The sequence below is a fragment of the Micromonospora sp. WMMD558 genome, from assembly GCF_049315255.1.
Taxonomy (GTDB): Bacteria; Actinomycetota; Actinomycetes; order Mycobacteriales; family Micromonosporaceae; genus Micromonospora.
Map to the genome: position 1 here is coordinate 2,534,465 of NZ_CP186061.1, position 20,570 is coordinate 2,555,034.

Genomic DNA, 20,570 nt, shown 5'->3' on the forward strand with positions numbered 1-20,570 from the left:
CGGCCGGGACGCCCGCCACGGGCCGTGCCCACCGGCCGGGTGCTCAGCCCACGCGGCCGGCCCCCACCATCGCCGGTTCCCGTTCCCCGGCGACCCGGTGGTGGTGCTGCGGCTCCGCGTACCGGGTCAGCCCGATCACCGCGGCGAGGGTGACCAGGAACCCGACGGCGGCCAGCCACTCCCGCCCCGGCCAGATCTTGTCGTTCAGCAGCAGCAGCCCGACGATCGCCGCGGGCACCGCCCCGGCGGCGTCCATCGCCGCCACGGCAGCCGTGGTCGAGCCGCGCTGCATGGCCAGCCCGAGCAGCAGCTGACCGACGACCGAGTGCACGATGAGCAGGTAGAGCAGCGGGTCGCGGAGGAACGCCTCCGCGGAGGCCGCGGAGGCCAACGGCCGGGCCGCCACGGCGGCGGCGGAGAAGGCCAACCCGGCCAGCGAACCGAGCGCCACCGAGCCGGGCGAGCCGTGCAGGCGTACCGCGAAGAAACCGAGCACGGCGATCACACCGAGGGCCGCCACCAGGGCGACCAGGCCGGCGGTGCCGAGCTGCCGCGACGGCGCGGGCCGGGCCGACAGCACCAGCGCGGCGATCCCGCCGAAGAGCAGCACCAGCAGGGCGACCTCGGCGGCGGGCAGCCGCCACTTGAGCAGGAGCACCCCGAGTACGGCGGTCACGCCGAGCCCGGCGGCGACGCTCGCCTGGACGAGGAAGAGGGGCAGGTCCCGCCGGGCCAGGAAGGCCAGCACGAACCCGGCCACCTGGCATCCCAGACCCACCAGGTACGTGCGGTGGCCGGCGAGCCGCAGCAGCAGGCCCGGATCGAAACTGTGGTGCACGGTGGTGCGGGCCGCCGCGACCGACTGGAGCAGGTTGGCGATGCCGTACGCGACGATCATCGACGCGAGGAAACACCAGCCGGAGGAGACCACCTGGCGAGGATAGAGGTTGACGGAAGTCAGCGCGCGGTTGCCCGACCGAGGCGGGCGAGGATGTCGGCGTGCAGCGGGCCGTTCGTGGCGATCGCGCTGATCTCGCCGGACGCGGCGTCACCAGGTGCGGGACGGCCGGCCAGGTCGGTGAACGTGCCGCCCGCCTCGGTGACGATGGGCACCAGCGCCGCGATGTCCCACAGCGACAGTTCCGGCTCCACCATCACGTCCAGTGCGCCCTCGGCGAGCAGCATGTAACCGTAGAAGTCTCCGTACGCCCGGCTGCGCCACGAGTCCCGCATGATCTGCAGGACCGCCGGCAGCCGGCCGGTCTCCTCCCAGCCGGTCAGCGAGGAGTAGCAGAAGCTCGCGTCGGCGAGGTCGGTCACGCCGGACACCCGGATCGGCGTGCCGCCGGCCAGGTCGCGGCCGGCGTACGCGCCCTCGCCGAGCGCCGCCCACCAGCGGCGGCCCAGCGCCGGCGCGGAGACCAGCCCGGCGACCGGGCGGTCCCCCTCGAGCAGCGCGATGAGCGTGGCCCACACCGGTACGCCCCGGATGAAGTTCTTGGTGCCGTCGATCGGGTCGACCACCCAGCGCCGCCCGTCCGGACCGGTCGCGGGCTGCTCGCCGTACTCCTCGCCCAGCAGGCCGTCGCCGGGCCGGTGGGTGGCGAGCAGCGCACGGATCGCCCGCTCCACGGCGGTGTCCGCGTCGGAGACCGGGGTGAGGTCGGGCTTCGCGTCGACGCGCAGGTCGAGCGCACGGAACCGCGCGGTGGCGATCGCGTCGGCGGCGTCGGCGAGGCGGTGGGCGAGGGCGAGGTCGTCGGCGTACCCGGTCATGTCGCAGACGGTAGCGGCGGCCGGGTCAGGCACCGGCCGGCGGGGCGCCGGGATTTCGCTGGTCGGGCTCGCCGCGCGGGTCGCTCTCCCCGGCGCGCGAGGCGAGGAGCCGACGGTACGACGCCAGCCGACGCGGGTCGGCCTTGCCGGCGGCCACCCAGGCGTCCAGGCCGCAGGCCTCCTCGTCGGCGGTGTGCGGGCAGTTCGCCGGGCAGTCGACGGTGCCCTCCACCAGGTCGGGGAACCCGTGCAGCAGGCTGTCGGCGGAGACGTGGGCGAGCCCGAAGCTGCGCACGCCCGGGGTGTCGATGATCCAACCGGGATCGTCGTCGCGGCCGGTCAGCCGCGGCAGCCGCAGGGCCACCGCGCTGGTCGACGTGTGCCGGCCCCGGCCGATCGCGCTGACCTGGCCGACCGCGCGGGCGGCGTCCGGGACGAGGCGGTTGACCAGCGTCGACTTGCCCACCCCGGAGTGCCCGACCAGCACGGAGATCCGCCCGGCGAGGAGGCTGCGCAGCGCGTCCAGCTCCGAGCCCGGGCGGATCAGCACGTACGGGAGCTCCAGCTCGGCGTAGTACCCGAGCACCGCCTCCGGGCCGGCGAGGTCGGCCTTGGTGAGGCAGAGCAGCGGCTCGACGTCGGCGTCGTACGCCGCCACGAGGCACCGGTCGATGAACCCGGTCCGGGGCGGCGGGTCGGCGAGCGCGCTGACGATGACGAGCTGGTCGGCGTTGGCGACCACCACCCGCTCCAGCCGGCCCTCGGCGGTGGTCGCGTCGTCCTCGGCGGTGCGGCGCAGCACCGAGCTGCGCTCGGCGATCCGGACGATCCGGGCCAGCGCCCCGGCCGCCCCCGACGTGTCACCGACCAGCCCCACCCGGTCGCCGACCACCACGGACTTGCGCCCCAGCTCGCGGGCGCGCATCGCGGTCACCGGCGGCGCGTCGGGGCCGGCGCCGGGCAGCACGCACGTGTACCGGCCCCGGTCGACGGCGGTGACGAACCCGTCCACCGCGTCGGCGTGGCGGGGGCGCATCCGCGTACGCGGGCGCGAGGACTTCCCGGGCCGGACCCGGACGTCGTCCTCGTCGTACTCGCGTCGTCTGGTCGCCAGGACCGCCCCCCGTCGCGTCAGCTCTTGCCGGTCACCATCGCTGACCATAGTGCCGGAAATTCCGGCATCGTCTTGGAGGTGCAGGCCACGTCGCTCAGGTCGATGCCCGGCACGGCCAGCCCGGCGACCGCCGCCGCGTGTGCCATGCGGTGGTCGTGGTACGTCTCGAACACCCCGCCGCGCAGCGGCCGGGGCCGGATCTCCAGCCCGTCGTGGGACTCGGTGAGGTCGGCGCCCAACGCGCCGAACTCGCGGGCGAGCGCCGCGATCCGGTCGGTCTCGTGGCCCCGGATGTGGGCGACGCCGGTGAACCGCGACGGTGAGTCGGCGAGCATGGCCAGCGCGGTGAGTACCGGGGTGAGTTCGCTGACGTCGGAGAGGTCGGCGGTCAGGCCGTGCACGGCGCCGGTGCCACGGACGGTCAGCCCGGCCGTGGACAGGGTCACCTCGCCGCCCATCGCCTGCAACAGCGCACGCAGCCGCTCGACCGGCTGGGCGCTGCCGCGCGGCCAACCCTGGACGGTGACCTCGCCGCCGGTGACCAGGGCGGCGGCGAAGAACGGCACCGCTCCCGACAGGTCCGGCTCGATCTCCCAGCCCCGGCCGGCCAGCGGGCCGGGCTCGACGGCCCACACGTCGGGGGTGGTGTCGTCGACGGCGGCGCCGGCGGCCCGCAGCATCTGCACGGTCATGCGCAGGTGCGGCGCGGACGGTACCGGCGGCCCGACGTGCCGGACCACGACGCCCCGGTCGAAGCGCGGCGCGGCGAGCAGCAGCCCGGAGACGAGCTGGCTGGACGCGGAGGCGTCGATGACGACCTCCCCGCCGGTGACCCGGCCGGTGCCGAGCACGGTCAGCGGCAGGCTCCCGGTGGGCGGGGTGTCGACCCGGACCCCGAGGCCGCGCAGGGCGCCGATGAGCGGCCCGAGCGGACGCACCCGGGCCTCCGGGTCGCCGTCGAACGTGATCCGCCCGTCGGCCAGACCGGCGACCGGGGGCAGGAACCGCATCACCGTGCCGGCGAGACCGACGTCGACGTGCGCCGGCCCGACGAGCGGGTGCGGGCGGACCAGCCAGCGCGCGTCGTCGCTGATCGACATGTGTGCGCCCATCGCCCGCAGCCCGCCGGCCATGAGCTCGGTGTCCCGCGCCCGCAGCGGGCCGGCCAGCGTCGACGGACCGCTGGCCAGGCCGCTGAGGACCAGGGCGCGCGCGGTCAGTGACTTGGAGCCCGGCAGGCGCAGCGTCGCCGAGACCGGATCCGACGCGGTCGGAGCGGTCCACGGTCGCAGCGGCCGGGTCGCCGTCAGATTCCCCACGGTTACATTCTGCCGTCTCCGCTGCCGGGCCACGCCGTCCGCCCGGCCGTACTCCCGGTCAGCGGGACAGCCGAGCGGTGTCCGGCGGGTTAGCGTGTGCGACATGTGCGGGAGGTACGCGACGACCCGGTCCGCGGGCGACCTGAGCGCGCTGTTCGAGTCGTACGACGACACGGACGGCCGGCTCGGCCCGGACCACAACGTCGCTCCCACCGATCCCGTGCCGCTGGTCCGGGTCGCCCCAGAGGGTGACCGCGCGCTGTCGCTCGGCCGCTGGGGCCTGGTCCCGGCCTGGTCCCGGTCGCCCGCCGGCGCCGCCCGCATGATCAACGCCCGGGCCGAGACGGTGGCCACGAGCCGGGCGTACGCGGCCTCCTTCGCCCGTCGGCGGTGCCTCGTCCCGGCCGACGGCTGGTACGAGTGGGTCCGCCATCCGGGCGGGAAGCAGGCGTTCTACATGACGCCCCGGGACGGCTCGGTGCTCGCCTTCGCGGGCATCTGGTCGGTGTGGGAGGGGCCCGGCGGTCCGCTGCTGACGTGCAGCGTGCTGACCACGGCCGCCCTCGGCGAGCTGGCCGAGGTGCACGACCGGATGCCGCTGCTGCTGCCGCGCGAGCGGTGGGGCGCCTGGCTGGCGCCGAGCGCGCAGCCGGAGGGCCTGCTCGCTGCGCCGCCGCCGGAGTGGCTCGCCGGGCTCGAGGTGCGGCCGGTGGGGCCGGCGGTCGGGGACGTCCGCAACGACGGCCCGCACCTCGTCGAGCGCGTGGCCGTGCCGGTCCCGCCCGCGCGCGCGGGCGAGCACGGGGAGTTGACGCTCTTCTGACGGCCGGGGCATTGGCAGGAGTGATTTGCCAGAGTTGCGGATGAAAAGTTCCGTGCTTGTCGCCCCACATTCGCCGTAACCCCTTGTATTGACGTTCGGAAGTGCGATACAACACAGCGCCGGTAGTGGGCGTCGATTCGCAGGGGGCGGACGACGTCCATCGATCTTGCCGGTCCCACGGGGGAGGTGGGTGGATGACCCGGGCACGTATGCCCCGTCCGCACGAAGTGGCCGCAGCACGACGAGATCCACGGCTGTTGCGTGCCCTACGGGAGCGCCGGCAGGACGAGGCGTGGCGCACCAGAGGCACCTGTCAGAGCGTCGATCCGGAGACGTTCTTTCCGGCGCCGAACGAGCCGGCCGACGCGGCCGTGGCTCTCTGCCGCAGCTGCGACGTCCAGGGTTCCTGCCTGGCCTGGGCGCTGGAGGTGGGTGACTGCCACGGCGTGTGGGGCGGCACCACGCCCCGCGAGCGCCGGGCCATGCTGGTCGCCTGGCGCAGCGAGGTGCAGCCCGACCCGGGCGCCGCCGACGAGGCGGGCCCGCCGGTCCGGGACCGCCTGCTCACCCTGGTGCCGCTGAGCCGCTGAGCCACCCCGTCCACCGCATGATCCACTCGGTTTGCCGGAAGTCGGGGCATCCTGCGTCAGCCCGATACGCAGGACGTCGAGTGGATCAAGGTGCCGGGCCCGCAGCTGCCGGACCGGCGCGGCGGATCCGGTGGCGCGTCCCCAAGACGGCGGCGGGACGGCCGAGAATGGGATCCGTGTCGCTGACGGAGGAAATCGCCACCCCACGCGGGCCGGCTCGGGTGGACGTCGACCTGCCGACCGGTCCGTACGCCACGGGTCCGTCCGGCACCGCGCCGACTGACGGTTCCGCTGCGCCGGTCAGGTCTCCGGTCGCCCTGCTGGTGCTCGGGCACGGCGCGGGCGGCGGGGTGGACGCGCCTGACCTGGTCGCGGTCCGGGACGCCGCGGTGGCCGCCGGGCTGGTCGTCGCGCGGGTGACGCAGCCCTACCGGGTGGCCGGCCGACGCGCGCCCGCACCGGCGGGACAACTGGACGAGGCGTGGACGGTCGTGGTGTCCGCGCTGCGGGAGCGGTGGCCCGGCGTACCCCTGGTGGTCGGGGGCCGATCCAGCGGCGCGCGGGTAGCCTGCCGCACCGCCACGGCGGTCGGCGCGGTGGCCGTGGTCGCCCTGGCGTTCCCGCTGCACCCGCCGGGCCGCCCGGAGCGGTCCCGGGCCGACGAGTTGGCCACCGGCCTGCCGACGCTCGTGGTCAACGGCGACCGCGACCCCTTCGGGGTGCCGGAGGCGGGGCCGGCGGTGCGCGTGGTTACCCGCCCCGGGGAGCGCCACGACCTGCGCAAGGATCCGGCCGGCACGGCGGCGGTGGTGCTCGACTGGCTCCGCGACCGGCATCCACACAACTTCGGGGAAAGTGCGGCCTTGGGCGACCAGGATCCGCGCAACTTCGGGGAAGATGCTGGCTCGGCCACCCGCGGGCACCGACCGCGGTCAGCCGCCTTCGTATCGGGCGGACGGGTGGACCTGCGCGGCCGCGCGTGACCCGGGTGGGGCACCCTCGTTGCACCGGATGGTGCCGTATTGCCCGGTTGGGGGCGGCGGTGCCGGTCCTCCCAGGCCCTTCCTGGTCCCAGCGTCGGTCTCCGCCGAGGTCGAGCCGGGACCAGGAACGGGGCCGGCGGTCGGAATGTCGGGCACGGGGTCCCGCGTTGCACTCCCCGGACGACATTTCTGGCGAGAGGGGTGACGGGTGCCGACCGAGACGCAGGCCCGGGAACGGGACGAGCGGGGCGCGCGGCAGCTGCGTCGGCTGCTGGACGGTCCGGACTGGCCCGCGGCGGTGCCGCCGGTCGACCCGGTGAGCGCGGGCACACCCGCCGGAAGTGAATCTGCGGGCAGGTCCGTGCGCGTATCCTCGGCGGGAAAGCATCCGACGCGAGGGGATGTGCGGTTGACCACCGAGAAGACGGACGAGCGCAGGGCCCGCTTCGAGCGGGACGCTATGCCCTTCGTCGATCAGCTCTACGCTGCCGGCCTGCGGATGACCCGCAACCCGGCGGATGCCGAGGACCTGGTCCAGGAGACGTACCTGAAGGCGTACGCGGCCTTCCACCAGTTCGAGCAGGGCACCAACCTGAAGGCCTGGCTGTACCGGATCCTGACCAACACCTACATCAACTCCTACCGTCGCCGGCAGCGGCAGCCGATCCAGGCGCCGACCGACGAGATCACCGACTGGCAGCTCGCCGAGGCCGAGTCGCACACCTCCAGCGGGCTGCGGTCCGCCGAGACGGAGGCGCTGGACCGGCTCCCGGACAGCGACGTCAAGGAGGCCCTCCAGCAGCTGCCGGAGGAGTTCCGCCTGGCCGTCTACCTCACCGACGTCGAGGGCTTCTCCTACAAGGAGGTCGCCGACATCATGGGCACGCCGATCGGCACGGTGATGTCGCGCCTGCACCGGGGCCGACGTAATCTGCGCAAGCTGCTCGAGCAGTACGCGGCCGAACGGGGCTTCAGCTCCGCGTCGTCGTCGAAGGGCTCGACCGCTGCCGCCGGCCGGGAGGTGTGACGTGAGCTGTGGAGAGCCGCACGAGACGGACTGCCGCGAGGTGTTGGCGGAGGTCTACCTCTACCTGGACCTGGAGTGCGCCGAGGAGCGCCGCACGCTGATCCGGTACCACCTCAACGAGTGCGGGCACTGCCTGCGGGAGTACGGCATCGAGCAGGAGGTCAAGGCGCTGGTCGCCCGCTGCTGCGGCAACGAGACGGCCCCCGAGCAGTTGCGCGAGCGGCTCCGGGTCAAGCTGACCGAGCTCGTGGTCTTCGAGAGCAGCGAGTCGCGGGAACTGGCCGACTGACGCTGGAGACACAGACACCGGTGGCCCGGGTCGGGGACGACCCGGGCCACCGCCGTGTCCGCACCGGAACTGATCCGCCCGGCCGGCGCCTCAGGAGTTGGGGCGCTTGCCGTGGTTGGCGGAGCTCTTCTTACGAGCCTTCTTCTTGCGGGCCTTCTTCGCCATGGTGACCTCCTCGTGTTGGCCGTTGCCACCGCCGTGGGCGTCCGCGACGCCGCGGCACGCACCGGCCGGCTCCGACCCGCTGATGCTAGTGCCGCCACCGCCGGCGGCCCCCGTCCGGGCCCCTTTCCGGTACGCCGCGCCGCCCGACACGCCGGGCGCGGCACGTCGGAGAGTGGACCACGGTCCGGCCGGCCGCTCCCGCCCACCGCGGCCCGCCGACATGATTGGATACGTCGGCAGGCAGTCGCGAGAGGGAGGGCCGGGAGATGGCCGAGGAGATCCGCGCCGAGATGGTGGCGAACGTCTGGAAGGTCGTCGCGTCGGCCGGTGACGCCGTGTCCGAGGGGGACACCCTGGTGATCCTGGAGTCGATGAAGATGGAGATCCCGGTCGTCGCCGAGTCCGACGGCGTCGTGCAGCAGCTCGCCGTCAACGAGGGCGACGTGGTGCAGGACGGCGACCTGATCGCGGTGATCGGTTGAGCGTGCTCGTGCGGTCGGCGGGGCCGGCCGACTTCGCCGCGGTGGCGCGGCTGACGGTCGCCGCGTACGAGGCCGACGGGCAGCTCAAGGGCGAGACCGGGTACGGCGCGGTGCTCGCCGACGTGGCCACCCGGGCGGCGCACGGCGACGTGCTGGTCGCCGTCGACCCGGTCACGGACGCCGTCCTCGGCTCGGTGACCTTCGTCCTGCCCGGCAGCCGGTACGCCGAGCTGTCCGGCCCGGGCGAGGCGGAGTTCCGGATGCTCGCCGTGGACCCGGCCGCGCAGGGCCGGGGAGTCGGGGCGGCGCTGGTCGACGCGTGCGTGGCGCGCGCCACCGGCTCGGGCTGCTCCGCGGTGGTGATCTGCGTACGGGACGGCCACGCCGCCTCGGCGCAGCGGCTCTACCGGCGGCGGGGCTTCGTCCGCGTACCGGAGAAGGACTGGTCGCCGCTGGCCGGCGTGGACCTGCTCGCCCTGCGGCTGGACCTGACCGGCTGACCTCGCCTCGCGGGCGGGCGCGGTCGCCGGCTGCGGGCTGGCCGGTCCGGCGCCGGCGGGCCCGGCGAGCCGTAGGTCAGGACGGCTCGTCCGGCCGGGGGCCGATGGCCGCGAGCAGTTCCTCGGCGACCTCCATCGCGATCCGGCGGCGCTCCGCGTCGCTGATGCCCGGGGTGCGTACCGCGAACCAGCTGCTGTGCACGGCGAACAGCGCCAGCACGGCCCGCAGTTGGGCGCCGGGGGAGTCGTCACCCCGGCAGAGGGCGTTGGCCAGGCCGAACATGCGGTTCCGCATCTGCTGGCCGGCGGCGAGGCTCTTCAGCACCGTCTGGTTCTGCTCGAAGAAGCGCATCACCGAGGGCTGGTCGCCGGCGAACATCGTGTCGGCGTACCGGCCGAGGATCGCCCGCCGGGTCTCCAGGGTGGCCGGCTGCTCCTCGGCCCACGCGACGAGCTCGGCCATGTGGTCGAGGCGGTCCTCGACGAAGCTGCTGACGATCTCGTCCTTGCTCTTGAAGTGGTAGTAGAGCGCCGCTTTCGTCACGTTCAACCGCTCGGCGATCTCCCGGAGCGAGGTCTTCTCGTACCCCTGCTCGGTGAAGAGCTCCAGCGCGATGGCCTTGATCCGCTCCCGCGTGCCGCCTGTGCTCTCCCTCACCCTCACCACCCGATTCGCTTGACCGTTGTCCGATGCCCAACTTACCGTGCGGCTAGTAAGCTGACTAGCCGGGCGGCAAGTAAGTTGCACACATCTCGGGGGGAGCCTACCGATGAGCGAGGCAGCGCAGGCACCGGTACGACCGAACATCCGGCTCGTGCTCTTCGGCCTGATGATCGCCATGATGCTGGCGATGCTGGACAACATGATCGTCAGCACGGCCCTGCCGCGGATCGTGGGCGAGTTCGGCGGGTTGGACCACTTCACCTGGGTGGTGACCGCGTACGTCCTCGGCACGACCGTCTCCACCCCGATCTGGGGCAAGATCGGCGACCTCTACGGCCGCAAGCCGGTCTTCCTGACTGCGGTGGTCATCTTCCTGATCGGTTCCGCGCTCTGCGGGATGGCGGGCTCCGCGCTGTTCGGCGGGGCCGACGGCGGGATGGTCGAACTGATCGCGTTCCGCGCCGTCCAGGGGCTCGGCGCCGGCGGCCTGATGGTCGGGGTCATGGCGATCATCGGCGACCTGGTTCCGCCCCGCGAGCGGGGGCGTTACCAGGGCATGATCGCCGGCATCATGGCGATCGCCATGGTGGCCGGCCCGCTCGTCGGCGGCTTCATCACCGATCACCTCTCGTGGCGGTGGGCGTTCTACGTCAACCTGCCGCTGGGCGGCGTCGCACTGGTGCTGCTGATCGCCACCCTGCACCTGCCCCGGCGCCGCACCGAGCACCGCATCGACTGGTGGGGCGCCGCGCTGCTCGCGGCGGGCATCACGGCGATCGTCCTGATCACCACGTGGGGCGGCAACGAGTACGCCTGGGCCTCCCCGCAGATCCTCGGCCTGGCCGCGTTCGCCCTGATCGCGCTCGCCGCCTTCGGTGTCGTCGAACGGCGGGCGGTCGAGCCGATCCTGCCGCTCGGGCTCTTCGCCAACCGCAACTTCGCGCTGATCTCGGTGGTCGGCTTCCTGCTGGGCTTCGCGATGTTCGGCGCGATGAGCTTCCTGCCGCTCTACCAGCAAACCGTGCAGGGCGCCTCGGCCACCAACTCCGGGCTGCTCCTGCTCCCGCTGATGTTCGGGATGCTGGTGGTGTCGCTGCTGGTGGGCCGGGCGATCACGAGGACCGGCCGGTACCGGGCGTTCCCGATCGTCGGCGGTGTGGTGATGACCGCCGGCATGGCGCTGCTGACCCGCCTGGACGTGCACACCAGCAAGATCGAGTCCTCGCTCTACATGCTGGTGTTCGGCGTCGGCATGGGTTTCCTCATGCAGACCTCGATGCTCATCGCGCAGAACAGCGTGGAACAGCGCGACCTGGGCGCGGCGAGCGGCGCGGCCACATTCTTCCGCTCGATCGGCGGCTCGTTCGGCATCTCCCTGTTCGGGGCCATCTTCGCCAACCGGCTGGCCGACTCCCCGGCCGGCGGCTCCTTCGGCGGGGGCGGCGAGGCCGGCGCGGCGATGGACCTGGAGCGGCTCCGGGAGCTGCCGGCGCAGGCCCGCGAGGTGGTCCTCGGTGGTTTCGCCGAGGCGATCTCGAACGTCTTCCTGTGGGCTGTGCTCTTCACCGTCGTGGTGCCCCTGCTCGCCTGGTTCATCAAGGAGATCCCGCTGCGCACCGCGAACACCCCGCCGGCCGCCTCCGCCGACGAGGCGGAGACGGCCCTGGCCAAGACCCCGACCCCCTGACCCGACCCCCTGACCCGACGCCGCGCCGGCGGCGCGGCGTGCGCTGCGCGTCGCACGCGACCCGCAGCGCACAACTTCCCCGAAAGTGCGGCCTCCCGGCGCGGTGAGGCCGCACTTTCCGGGAAAGTGCGCGGATCTTGACCGGGCGCCGGCCGGCCGCCGCGTGGGGCGGGCGGTGGACGGCGGGCGGTGGTGGGCCGGTGGGGTGGTCAGGGGCGGCGGAGGAGGGTGGTCAGCTGACGCCAGAGGCGGCGTAGCGGGCCGGGACCGCCGGGGCCCCGTGGCGGGCCACCGGTCAAAGTGTGGGCCAGCGCCCGCGCCTCCGGGGCCAGGTCGGGGGTGGCCAGCGCCAGGTGACCCAGGGAAGCGGCGATCGACACCGGTCGCGTCCGGGCCACCTCCGCGGCGTCGGCCAGCCGCTCCGCCACGAGCGCCGCGACGTCCTGGCGTACCGACGGGTCCACCCAGGCCATGGTGACCAGGGCGAACAGCGCCGCCTCGGAGGTCCAGTCCTCGACGCCCCACGCCAGGTCCAGCAGCACCCGGCGTCGGGTCGACCCGGCCCACGGCTCGTCGGTGCGGTGGTGCAGCAGCCCGAGGCAGGTCCAGACCTGGACGCTGCGGGTCCACAGCGCCGGGTCCTGACCGTCGAGTACCCGGCCCAGCGCGGTCGGTGGGGCGGCCGGCGGGTGGACGAGCAGGCCGAGCAGGTCCGCGAGGTCGAGGGTGGCCAGTGCCACCGCGGCGTCGTACGCCGCCGGCGGGTGCGGCCACGCCGGGTGCACGAACTGCCGGAGGTGCGCGGCGGCCTCCGCCGACGGCGCCGGGACGGCGGGCGTGACCGAGTCGCCGTCGTACCGCCACAGCTGCCGGCCCGTCGCCCGGCGCGGCTCGCGCGGATCCGGGCCGGGCCCGCCGACCATCTCCACCCGCAGGCCGGGCGCGGCGGCGGTGAGCGTACGCAGGGCGCTCGGCGGCGTCGGCGACTCCAGCCGGACGGCGGCGCCCAGTCCGCGATGGTCGTCGGCGAGGACGGCGCGCAGCGCGTCCACCGCCGGCCCGACGGCGGGCGTGACCTGCCCGAGCCACGGGCGGCCGGCGCACGCCTCGGCGAGGTCGGCGTGCTCGTGGGTGTCGTCCGGGTGCTCCCGGGTGAAGTCGGCCAGCGCGACGAGGTGCGCCGCGTCGCCGTCGCGCCGGAACCGCAACCGGTGCGCCGTGTGCACCGCGCAGTCGAAGGACGGGTCCCGGGCGAGAGCCCGGTCGATCCATTCGAGCGCCTCGTCGAGCCGGCCGTGGTCGGCGAGGGTGCCGGCGATGTCGGCGTACACGGCCAGGTCGTCCGGATCGTGCGCGACGGCCCGTTCGAGCGCGGACAGCGCCTCCCGGATGCGGCCGGCGCTGCGGTACGCGTATCCGAGCCACACCTCGCCGATCTTCGACGGCTCCACGCGTACGCCCTGGCTGGCCCAGCGGATCGCGACCGTGACCTCGCCGATCCGCCGGGCGAGCGCGGACGCCGCGCCGAGCAGCAGCGCGTGGCCCGGGTGGACGGTGACCGCGTTGCGGGCCAGCGCGAGGTACGGGGTCAGGGCCGCCCGGCCGGCCCGGGGCACCGGATCCGGCGCGGCCGCGCACACCTGCATGAGGATCCGGGCGGTGCGGTCGGGGTCGAGACGTTCCGCCAGGTCGGGCGCGGTCACCCAGGGCACCTTCGCCCAGGGGGTCGCGGGGGCGTGGCCGGTGGCCGCGACGAGCAGGTCCAATCCCTCGGCGGGGCGGCCGGCGGCGGCGAGCAGGTGGGCTCGGGCGACCACGGTGCCGACGAACACGTTGTGGCGGAGGGGGAACAGGTCGAGTCCGCCCCCGCCGGCGGCGGCGAGGCGGGCGAGGACCTCGTGCACCTCGGGCAGGGTGGGCGCCTGCGCGAGTGCGCCCGCCACGTGCGCGGCGGCGTGCGCCAGGTCGCCGTCGGCCAGTGCCGACCGGGCCAGGGCCAGTTCCTCCGCCGCCGGCAGGTCCCGCTCGTGCTCGGACACGTCCGTTTCGCTCCAGTGCTGTGTGAGGTCGGGACAGCGTAGGTGATGTTGAGGAATCTTAGTGATCGTCTGCGCAGTACTGCTCGTTGCATTGCTTGGATCAGATCAAAGGTGCAAGACTGAGCAGGAAACGCGCGGCAACCGCGCATTGGGAGGAGCTTCCGTGACGCGTCCAGGGGCCGGCATGGCCGCCGACATCGACGAGCAGCCGGCGGGGTACGTGCGACTGCTCTCCGCCGAGCAGGCCGGTGCGATCGCCCGGGTCGCCGCCGTCATCGCCGAACGTCGCCCCCGGCACGTGGTGTTCACCGCCCGCGGCACCTCCGACCACGCCGCGCTCTACGGCGCGTACCTCACCGAGATCCGCCTCGGCCTTCCCGCCGGGCTCGCCTCGCCCAGCGCGGTCACCGTGTACGGCGCGCGGCCGGACCTGTCCGACGCGCTCGTGGTGGGCGTGAGCCAGAGCGGCGGCTCCCCGGACCTCACCGAGGTGCTGCGGACCGCCCGCGCCTCCGGGGCGCTCACCCTCGCGGTCACCAACGCGCCCGACTCGCCACTGGCCGACGCCGCGGAGCTGAGTGTCGACATCGCCGCCGGGCACGAACGGGCGGTGGCCGCCACCAAGACCTACACCGCCGAACTGCTGGCCCTCCTGATGCTCGTGGAGGGAATCCGGGCCGGCGACGGCGCGCTCCCCGCCGACGAGCGGGCGGCCCTCGACGCGCTCCCCGAACTGGCCGCCCGCACCCTCGCTGACGAGACCCCCACCCAGCTCGCCCCCCGGTACCGGTTCGCCGCCCAGCTCGTCACGACCGGCCGGGGGTACGCGTACCCGACCGCCCGGGAGGCGGCGCTGAAGCTGATGGAGACGTCCTACCTGCCGGCGCTCGCCTTCTCGGGCGCCGATCTGCTGCACGGGCCGCTCGCCATGACCGACCCGGACGTGCCGGTGCTCGCCGTGGTCGGCTCGGGCCCCGGTGGCCGGTCGATGGGGGAGGTGCTGCCGCGGCTCGGCGAGCGGCGCGCCGACGTGGTCGTGGTCGGCTCGGCCGACGTCCCGGGCGCCACCCGGATGGCCGTGCCCGAGGTCGACGAGCGGTACGCCCCGCTGCTGGACATCCTGCCGCTGCAACGCCTCGCCCTGGCCCTCGCGATCGCCCGTGGCGAGGACCCGGACGCGCCCCGGGGGCTCAAGAAGGTCACCGCGACGATGTGAGTGCCGGCGTGGCACGCTGGTCAGCGTGTCCACGCTGCGCGACCTCGCCGAGGAGCACACCCAGCTCCGCCCGGCCGACATCGACCACCTGCACCGGATCGCGGGCGACTGGCAGTTGCTCTCCGACCTCTCCTTCGCCGACCTACTGCTCTGGGTGCCGGTGGACGGCGACGGGACGTTCCTCTGCGTGGCGCAGGTCCGGCCGACCACCGCGCCGACGGCGTACCAGGACGACCAGGTGGGCCGGATCATCGGCGGGCCCGAGGTGGCCCACCTGGAGGTCGCCTACCGCCAGGGCCGGATCTGGCGGGAGGGCGATCCGGTCTGGTACGGGGACGTCCCCGCCCGGCACGAGGCGATCCCGGTGCGGCTGCGGACCACCGAGGGGGAGCACGGCGAGGTGATCGCCGTGGTCGGGCGGGACACCAACCTGTCGACCGCGCGTACGCCCAGCCAGCTGGAGCTGAACTACCTGACCACCGCCGACGACCTCGCGCAGATGATCGCCGACGGGACCTTCCCGCCGCCCCGGCACCAGGGCGAGACCACGTCGGCGCCGCGGGTCGGTGACGGGCTGGTCCGGCTGGACGCGAGCGGCAAGGTCACGTACGCGAGCCCGAACGCGCAGTCGGCGTACCGCCGTCTGGGCCACGCCTCCCACCTGGTCGGCGAGGATCTCGCGGCGCTGCACCGCCGCCTCGCCGCCGACCCGCTGGAGGGCACCGACGCGGCCAACGGCGTCCTCGCGGCCCTGCGCGGCGAGGCCCCGCCGCGCCGCGAGATCGACGCGCGGGGGGCGACCATGCTGACGCGGGCGCTGCCGCTCATGCCCGCCGGGGTGCCGATCGGCGCGCTGGTGCTGGTCCGCGACGTCACCGAGGTCCGCCGCCGTGACCGCGCCCTGATGACGAAGGACGCCACCATCCGGGAGATCCACCACCGGGTGAAGAACAACCTGCAGACCGTCGCCGCGCTGCTGCGGCTCCAGGCGCGCCGGGTGGCCATGCCGGAGGCCCGGGTCGCCCTGGAGGAGTCGGTACGCCGGGTCGCCTCGATCGCGCTGGTGCACGAGACGCTCTCCCTGTCCAGCGACGAGGCGGTCGAGTTCGACGGGATCGTCGACCGGGTGGCCAGCGCGGCGACCGAGGTGGCGGCCACCGAGTCGACGGTCCGGATGCGCCGCCAGGGCAGCTTCGGCGTGCTCCCCGCCGAGATCGCCACGTCGCTGGTGATGGTCCTCAACGAACTCCTGCTCAACGCCGTCGAACACGGCTTCCCGGCGGACGAGGCGGCGGTGGGCGGGCCCGACGGAACGGTCCCGGCCGGCGGCGGCACGACGGCGGGACCCGGCGAGCCCGCGGTGGCGGGCGAGCCCGCGGTACCGGTCGTGCCCTCGGCGTCGGCCACGACGGACCTGCCGGTGCCCGAGGTGGTCGTCTCGGCGCACCGGTTCCGCAAGATGCTGCACGTGTCGGTGGCGGACAACGGGCGCGGCCTGCCCCCGGACTTCGACCCCGAGCGCGGCGGCAACCTCGGCCTCCAGATCGTCCGGGCGCTGGTCACCGGCGAGCTGCGCGGCACGATCGAGCTGCGGAACAGCGCCAGCGGCGGCACCGAGGCGATGCTCGTCGTCCCGCTGTCGCGCGGCACCGGCGCCTGACCCGCCGACGCCTTGCGCGTTCGTGCGGTCTTCGGCCCGTGATGTGGGATCCCGCACGCACGCATTGGCCGGTCCTGCGGCGCTGTGGCAGCATGACGTCATGACCGCCGCTGTCGTCCGCCGCTTCGTGGCCCGTCGCCACGTCGATTACGGCCGCGTGCGCAGCGCGATCTGTCCGGCCCACTGACGACGCCCGACCACTCTGTCTCGGGCGCTGCGCGCCGGCTGTTCCGACACCGTTGTCTCCAGCCCGTAACCGGGCAGGCCGCCGCGCCCAGCGCACCCATGAGCCGCACCAGACAACGGAGGACGCCGCGATGGCGGTCAGCAGCATCCCGGCCCGGCCCGAGGGCCCGACGCCCCGTCCCGCGCGGGCGCCCCGCCGTCCGCGTGGGGAGGGCCAGTGGGCGCTCGGCCACCGTGAGCCGCTCAACCCCAACGAGCGGATCAAGAAGGACGACGACCCGCTGAACGTCCGGGCCCGGATCGAGAACATCTACGCCCACCGGGGCTTCGCCTCGATCGACCCGCAGGACCTGCGCGGCCGGTTCCGCTGGTGGGGCCTCTACACCCAGCGAAAGGCCGGCATCGACGGCGGGCGCACCGCCGTCCTGGAGCCGCATGAGCTGGAGGACGAGTTCTTCATGCTCCGGGTGCGGGTCGACGGCGGCCAGCTCAGCCTCGCCCAGCTCCGGGTGGTCGCCGACATCTCCCGCGAGTTCGCCCGGGACACCGCCGACATCACCGACCGGCAGAACATCCAGTACCACTGGATCCGCGTCGAGGACATGCCGGAGATCTGGCGCCGGCTGGAGGCGGTGGGCCTCCAGACCACCGAGGCGTGCGGTGACTGCCCCCGCATCGTGCTGGGCAGCCCGGTCGCCGGGGTGGCCCGGGAGGAGGCGGTCGACCCGACGCCCGCGATCGACGAGATCGTCCGCCGGTACGTCGGCGACAAGCAGTTCTCCAACCTGCCCCGGAAGTTCAAGTCCTCGATCTCCTGGCTGGTCGACACCCCGTACGAGGCGAACGACATCGCGTTCCTCGGCGTCGAGCACCCCGAGCACGGCCCCGGCTTCGACCTCTGGGTCGGCGGCGGCCTCTCCACGAACCCGATGCTCGCCAAGCGGCTGGGCGTGTGGGTGCCCCTGCACGAGGTGCCGGACGTGTGGGCCGGCGTGGTCGGCATCTTCCGCGACTACGGCTACCGCCGGCTGCGCAACCGGGCGCGGCTGAAGTTCCTGGTCGCCGACTGGGGTGTGGCGAAGTTCCGCGAGGTGCTGGAGAAGGAGTACCTGGGCCGGGCCCTGCTGGACGGGCCGGTGGCGGACCTGCCGGCGAAGCCGATCGACCACATCGGCGTGCACCCGCAGCGCGACGGGCGTCACTACGTCGGCGCCGCCCCCGTCGTCGGCCGCGTCTCCGGCAGCCAGCTCGCGCAGCTCGCCGACGTGGTCGAGGCGCACGGCAGCGACCGGGTGCGGCTCACGCCGTACCAGAAGCTGCTGGTGCTGGACGTGGCGCCGGAGCGCACGGAGTCCCTGGTCGAGGCGCTGCGCGGGATCGGCCTGGAGGCCCGGCCGTCGGCCTGGCGGCGCGGCACCATGGCCTGCACCGGCATCGAGTACTGCAAGCTCGCCATCGTCGAGACCAAGGCGCGCGGCGAGGAGCTGGTGGCCCGGCTCGAGCAGCGGCTGCGCGACTTCGACGCCGACATCTCCATCCACATCAACGGTTGCCCGAACGCCTGCGCCCGCACCCAGGTCGCCGACATCGGCCTCAAGGGCCAGCTGGTGGTCGGCCCGGACGGCCGCCAGGTGGAGGGCTTCCAGGTGCACCTCGGCGGCGGTCTCGGCATGGCGCAGGGGCAGACCGCCGGCTTCGGCCGCAAGCTGCGCGGCCTGAAGACCACCGCGGCGGAGCTTCCGGAGTACGTGGAACGGCTGGCCCGCCGCTACCTGGCCGGCCGGAACGAGGGCGAGACGTTCGCCAACTGGGTGATCAGGGTCGACGAGGAGGAACTCAGATGAGCGATTCCAGGTCCGTGCCGCTGTACTGCCCGTACTGCGGGGAGGAGGACCTGCGGCCGAGCGAGGCCGGTCACGGCGCCTGGGAGTGCCACGCCTGCGCCCGGGTCTTCACCGTCCGGTTCACCGGCCTGCTCTCGAAGGCGGTGACCCGATGAGTCTCGTCTCCGCCGCGAACCTCGGCCTGGTCGGCGCCGCCGGGCCGCACCCGGCCGACTCGACCCGGCGTGACCCGGACGAGCTGCGCGCGCTGGCGGAGGAGGCCGGCCGGGAACTGGAGGGCGCGCCCGCCCTGGAGATCGCCCGCTGGGCCGCCGAGACCTTCGGCGCCCGGTTCTGTGTCACCAGCTCGATGGCCGACGGCGTGCTGGCCCACCTGGTGTCTCGGGTCGCGCCGGGGGTGGACGTGGTCTTCCTGGACACCGGGCTGCACTTCCCGGAGACGCTCAGGGTGCGCGACGAGGTGGCCCGCACCCTGCCGGTCACCGTCCGGTCGATCCGGCCCCGGCTGACCGTCGGCCAGCAGGACGGCGAGTACGGCCCCCGGCTGTTCAACCGGTCCCCGGACGACTGCTGCCAGCTGCGCAAGGTGGAGCCGCTGGAGCGGGCGCTCGCGGGTTACGACGCGTGGGCGGCCGGGCTGCGCCGGGACGAGTCGCCGACCCGGGCGAACACGCCGGTGGTGACCTTCGACGCCCGCCGGGGCAAGGTGAAGGTCAACCCGATCGCGGCGTGGACGCAGGGCGACGTCGACGCGTACGTCTCCCGCTGGAACGTGCCGGTCAACGAGCTGTTCGGTCGCGGCTACGGCTCGATCGGTTGCTGGCCCTGCACCCGCCGTACGAAGGCGGGGGAGGATCCGCGCGCCGGCCGCTGGGCGATGTTCGAGAAGACCGAGTGCGGCCTGCACGTCTGACCCTCGCGACGGTCCGGGGCCGTGCCGACCGGGCGGTCCGGGGCTGCGTCCCGGCGGTCCCGGGCGCCGGGGAGGGCGCGGATCCGGTGGTCCTGGTCGCACACGGCAGCCGGGACCCGCGGGCCGCCGAGGCGACCCGTGCGCTGGCCCGGGCGGTGTCGGCCGCCCGGCCCGGCCTGCGGGTGCTGCCGAGCTGGCTCGACCACACCCGTCCGGGGCCGACCGAGGTGCTGCGCGAGCTGGGCGCGGCCGGGCATCGCCGCGTTGTCCTGGTGCCGCTGCTGCTCACCGCCGCGTACCACCGGCGGGTGGACATCCCGGCGGCGGTGGCCGCGGCCCGCGAGACGGTGCCCGGCCTGGCGGTACGGGTGACCGACGTGCTGGGCCCGGCCACCGCGGACGTCGACCACGCCCTGCTGGCGGGGCTGCGACGGCGTCTCGCCGAGGCCGGGCCCGGCGGGTACGACGCCCTGGTGCTCGCGGCGGCGGGCACCCGGGACCCGGCCGCGCGTGCCTCGGTGGGACGGGTCGCCGCGGCCCTCGGTACGGCGCTGAGCGCCCCGACGCGGGTCTCGTACGCCTCCGCCGCGCCGCCGGCGGCCGGGGCCGCCGTGGCGCACCTCCGGGCCCGTGGCGCGCGGCGCGTGGCGGTCGCGGCGTACTTCCTCGCGCCCGGCCTGTTCCATGACGCGACGACCGTGTCGGCGCGGGACGCCGGCGCCGTGGCGGTGGCCGCCCCGCTAACCGACGCCCCGGAACTCGCCGACCTGGTCCTCCGCCGGGTGGACGCGGTGCAGGGGCGGGCCCGCTCTGTCCGGTAGCGGAAGGGGCCCGGTCGACGGCGACGGCGGCGCCGGCCGAGTGGCGGCGCCGCCGGGCAGCAGAACGCCCCGGCGGCTGGGCCGACCGGGGCGTGTGCTTCGGTTCGTGATCAGGCGGAGTGAGCGCGCAGCACCCGGAGGCCGCCGCGACGCTTGACAGCGCGCCGCTCCTCCTCGCTCATCCCGCCCCAGACGCCGGCGTCCTGACCCGACTCGAGCGCCCACTGCAGGCACTGGTCGGTCACGGAGCAGCGCCGGCAGACGGCCTTGGCCTGCTCGACCTGCAGGAGAGCCGGACCGGACGTCCCGATCGGGAAGAACAGCTCCGGGTCCTCGTCGCGGCAGACAGCATGGTGACGCCAGTCCATGGCGGCAACACTCCTCATTCTGGATGGGTGGCAGATGGTGCAGTGGTGCTTTTCCTATATGCGTCCGCAGTGCCGGCCGTAACGGTTCGCGTACGACTATTCGG

20 protein-coding genes and 2 pseudogenes are annotated in these 20,570 nt (G+C 74.4%); 14 read left to right on the plus strand and 8 right to left on the minus strand.

The window, feature by feature from the left end; all coding sequences use genetic code 11:
- Positions 1 to 43: 43 nt before the first annotated feature.
- The 4 genes from ACN26Y_RS12395 to aroA all read right to left on the minus strand — a co-directional run bounded on the left by ACN26Y_RS12395 (position 44) and on the right by aroA (position 4,209).
- On the minus strand, positions 44 to 931 hold the full coding sequence (locus ACN26Y_RS12395; protein WP_155330429.1) for a hypothetical protein: 888 nt from the start codon (positions 929 to 931) through the stop codon (positions 44 to 46).
- Positions 932 to 957: 26 nt separating this feature from the next.
- On the minus strand, positions 958 to 1,776 hold the full coding sequence (hisN, locus tag ACN26Y_RS12400) for a histidinol-phosphatase (RefSeq protein WP_155330430.1): 819 nt from the start codon (positions 1,774 to 1,776) through the stop codon (positions 958 to 960).
- Positions 1,777 to 1,801: 25 nt separating this feature from the next.
- Positions 1,802 to 2,812 (minus strand): ribosome small subunit-dependent GTPase A, encoded by a 1,011-nt coding sequence (gene rsgA / locus ACN26Y_RS12405; RefSeq protein ID WP_422734924.1) that lies wholly within the window; start codon positions 2,810 to 2,812, stop codon positions 1,802 to 1,804.
- A 95-nt stretch (positions 2,813 to 2,907) separates the two neighbouring features.
- The gene (aroA, locus tag ACN26Y_RS12410) at positions 2,908 to 4,209 is read right to left on the minus strand and encodes a 3-phosphoshikimate 1-carboxyvinyltransferase (protein ID WP_155330432.1); all 1,302 of its coding nucleotides are present in this window, start codon (positions 4,207 to 4,209) and stop codon (positions 2,908 to 2,910) included.
- A gap of 103 nt (positions 4,210 to 4,312) precedes the next feature.
- Between aroA and ACN26Y_RS12415 the strand changes: the two genes are divergently transcribed.
- The 5 genes and pseudogenes from ACN26Y_RS12415 (at position 4,313) to rsrA (ending at position 7,921) form a co-directional block, all read left to right on the plus strand.
- The gene (locus ACN26Y_RS12415) at positions 4,313 to 5,032 is read left to right on the plus strand and encodes an SOS response-associated peptidase (RefSeq protein WP_155330433.1); all 720 of its coding nucleotides are present in this window, start codon (positions 4,313 to 4,315) and stop codon (positions 5,030 to 5,032) included.
- Between the two features lie 194 nt (positions 5,033 to 5,226).
- Positions 5,227 to 5,622, plus strand: a complete 396-nt coding sequence (locus ACN26Y_RS12420; protein ID WP_422734741.1) for a WhiB family transcriptional regulator — start codon at positions 5,227 to 5,229, stop codon at positions 5,620 to 5,622.
- Between the two features lie 167 nt (positions 5,623 to 5,789).
- Positions 5,790 to 6,449: pseudogene (locus ACN26Y_RS12425) on the plus strand (alpha/beta family hydrolase); the annotation flags it as partial.
- A 364-nt stretch (positions 6,450 to 6,813) separates the two neighbouring features.
- The gene (locus ACN26Y_RS12430) at positions 6,814 to 7,632 is read left to right on the plus strand and encodes a sigma-70 family RNA polymerase sigma factor (RefSeq protein WP_155330435.1); all 819 of its coding nucleotides are present in this window, start codon (positions 6,814 to 6,816) and stop codon (positions 7,630 to 7,632) included.
- A gap of 1 nt (position 7,633) precedes the next feature.
- On the plus strand, positions 7,634 to 7,921 hold the full coding sequence (gene rsrA / locus ACN26Y_RS12435) for a mycothiol system anti-sigma-R factor (protein WP_155330436.1): 288 nt from the start codon (positions 7,634 to 7,636) through the stop codon (positions 7,919 to 7,921).
- A 90-nt stretch (positions 7,922 to 8,011) separates the two neighbouring features.
- Here rsrA and ACN26Y_RS12440 read toward each other — a convergent pair whose 3' ends face one another.
- On the minus strand, positions 8,012 to 8,086 hold the full coding sequence (locus ACN26Y_RS12440) for a 50S ribosomal protein bL37 (RefSeq protein ID WP_369752275.1): 75 nt from the start codon (positions 8,084 to 8,086) through the stop codon (positions 8,012 to 8,014).
- Positions 8,087 to 8,352: 266 nt separating this feature from the next.
- On the opposite strand from ACN26Y_RS12440, the gene ACN26Y_RS12445 reads away from it, so the two are divergent.
- Both ACN26Y_RS12445 and ACN26Y_RS12450 read left to right on the plus strand, forming a co-directional pair.
- Positions 8,353 to 8,568, plus strand: a complete 216-nt coding sequence (locus ACN26Y_RS12445) for a biotin/lipoyl-binding carrier protein (protein ID WP_155330438.1) — start codon at positions 8,353 to 8,355, stop codon at positions 8,566 to 8,568.
- Complete coding sequence (locus ACN26Y_RS12450; protein WP_155330439.1) at positions 8,565 to 9,068, plus strand: GNAT family N-acetyltransferase; 504 nt, start codon at positions 8,565 to 8,567, stop codon at positions 9,066 to 9,068. The genes ACN26Y_RS12445 and ACN26Y_RS12450 overlap by 4 nt, the downstream gene beginning before the upstream one ends.
- Here the strand turns inward: ACN26Y_RS12450 and ACN26Y_RS12455 are convergent.
- Positions 8,972 to 9,732: pseudogene (locus ACN26Y_RS12455) on the minus strand (TetR/AcrR family transcriptional regulator). The gene ACN26Y_RS12450 and the pseudogene ACN26Y_RS12455 overlap by 97 nt on opposite strands.
- A gap of 106 nt (positions 9,733 to 9,838) precedes the next feature.
- On the opposite strand from ACN26Y_RS12455, the gene ACN26Y_RS12460 reads away from it, so the two are divergent.
- Positions 9,839 to 11,419, plus strand: a complete 1,581-nt coding sequence (locus tag ACN26Y_RS12460; protein ID WP_155330441.1) for an MDR family MFS transporter — start codon at positions 9,839 to 9,841, stop codon at positions 11,417 to 11,419.
- Between the two features lie 209 nt (positions 11,420 to 11,628).
- Here the strand turns inward: ACN26Y_RS12460 and ACN26Y_RS12465 are convergent, their stop codons facing one another.
- On the minus strand, positions 11,629 to 13,458 hold the full coding sequence (locus ACN26Y_RS12465; RefSeq protein ID WP_155330442.1) for a tetratricopeptide repeat protein: 1,830 nt from the start codon (positions 13,456 to 13,458) through the stop codon (positions 11,629 to 11,631).
- A 184-nt stretch (positions 13,459 to 13,642) separates the two neighbouring features.
- On the opposite strand from ACN26Y_RS12465, the gene ACN26Y_RS12470 reads away from it, so the two are divergent.
- From ACN26Y_RS12470 to ACN26Y_RS12495, 6 genes are all read left to right on the plus strand, one after another.
- Positions 13,643 to 14,674, plus strand: a complete 1,032-nt coding sequence (locus ACN26Y_RS12470) for an SIS domain-containing protein (protein WP_155334051.1) — start codon at positions 13,643 to 13,645, stop codon at positions 14,672 to 14,674.
- Positions 14,675 to 14,699: 25 nt separating this feature from the next.
- Positions 14,700 to 16,334, plus strand: coding sequence for a PAS domain-containing sensor histidine kinase (locus tag ACN26Y_RS12475; protein ID WP_155330443.1), 1,635 nt, complete (start codon positions 14,700 to 14,702; stop codon positions 16,332 to 16,334).
- 317 nt (positions 16,335 to 16,651) lie between these two features.
- Positions 16,652 to 18,364, plus strand: coding sequence for a nitrite/sulfite reductase (locus tag ACN26Y_RS12480; protein ID WP_155330444.1), 1,713 nt, complete (start codon positions 16,652 to 16,654; stop codon positions 18,362 to 18,364).
- Positions 18,361 to 18,519: an IS1 family transposase gene (locus ACN26Y_RS12485; protein WP_196255843.1), complete on the plus strand. Its 159-nt coding sequence runs from the start codon at positions 18,361 to 18,363 to the stop codon at positions 18,517 to 18,519. The genes ACN26Y_RS12480 and ACN26Y_RS12485 overlap by 4 nt, the downstream gene beginning before the upstream one ends.
- Complete coding sequence (locus ACN26Y_RS12490) at positions 18,516 to 19,277, plus strand: phosphoadenylyl-sulfate reductase (protein WP_155330445.1); 762 nt, start codon at positions 18,516 to 18,518, stop codon at positions 19,275 to 19,277. Before ACN26Y_RS12485 ends, ACN26Y_RS12490 begins: the two co-directional genes overlap by 4 nt.
- A gap of 86 nt (positions 19,278 to 19,363) precedes the next feature.
- Positions 19,364 to 20,098, plus strand: a complete 735-nt coding sequence (locus ACN26Y_RS12495) for a sirohydrochlorin chelatase (RefSeq protein ID WP_155334052.1) — start codon at positions 19,364 to 19,366, stop codon at positions 20,096 to 20,098.
- A 110-nt stretch (positions 20,099 to 20,208) separates the two neighbouring features.
- Here the strand turns inward: ACN26Y_RS12495 and ACN26Y_RS12500 are convergent, their stop codons facing one another.
- Positions 20,209 to 20,466 carry a WhiB family transcriptional regulator gene (locus tag ACN26Y_RS12500; RefSeq protein ID WP_007072794.1) on the minus strand — a complete coding sequence of 86 codons (258 nt, stop codon included), beginning with the start codon at positions 20,464 to 20,466 and terminating at the stop codon, positions 20,209 to 20,211.
- Between the last annotated feature and the right edge of the window lie 104 nt (positions 20,467 to 20,570).

Bases quoted from the DNA above. Each gene is read 5' to 3' on its own strand.
- ACN26Y_RS12470 (WP_155334051.1), top strand. From the start codon at position 13,643: ATGGCCGCCGACATCGACGAGCAGCCGGCGGGGTACGTGCGACTGCTC.
- ACN26Y_RS12490 (WP_155330445.1), top strand. From the start codon at position 18,516: ATGAGTCTCGTCTCCGCCGCGAACCTCGGCCTGGTCGGCGCCGCCGGG.
- ACN26Y_RS12485 (WP_196255843.1), top strand. From the start codon at position 18,361: ATGAGCGATTCCAGGTCCGTGCCGCTGTACTGCCCGTACTGCGGGGAG.
- ACN26Y_RS12445 (WP_155330438.1), top strand. From the start codon at position 8,353: ATGGCCGAGGAGATCCGCGCCGAGATGGTGGCGAACGTCTGGAAGGTC.
- rsgA (WP_422734924.1), bottom strand. From the start codon at position 2,812: ATGCGCCCCCGCCACGCCGACGCGGTGGACGGGTTCGTCACCGCCGTC.
- ACN26Y_RS12500 (WP_007072794.1), bottom strand. From the start codon at position 20,466: ATGGACTGGCGTCACCATGCTGTCTGCCGCGACGAGGACCCGGAGCTG.
- ACN26Y_RS12460 (WP_155330441.1), top strand. From the start codon at position 9,839: ATGAGCGAGGCAGCGCAGGCACCGGTACGACCGAACATCCGGCTCGTG.
- ACN26Y_RS12415 (WP_155330433.1), top strand. From the start codon at position 4,313: ATGTGCGGGAGGTACGCGACGACCCGGTCCGCGGGCGACCTGAGCGCG.
- ACN26Y_RS12480 (WP_155330444.1), top strand. From the start codon at position 16,652: ATGGCGGTCAGCAGCATCCCGGCCCGGCCCGAGGGCCCGACGCCCCGT.
- hisN (WP_155330430.1), bottom strand. From the start codon at position 1,776: ATGACCGGGTACGCCGACGACCTCGCCCTCGCCCACCGCCTCGCCGAC.
- ACN26Y_RS12420 (WP_422734741.1), top strand. From the start codon at position 5,227: ATGACCCGGGCACGTATGCCCCGTCCGCACGAAGTGGCCGCAGCACGA.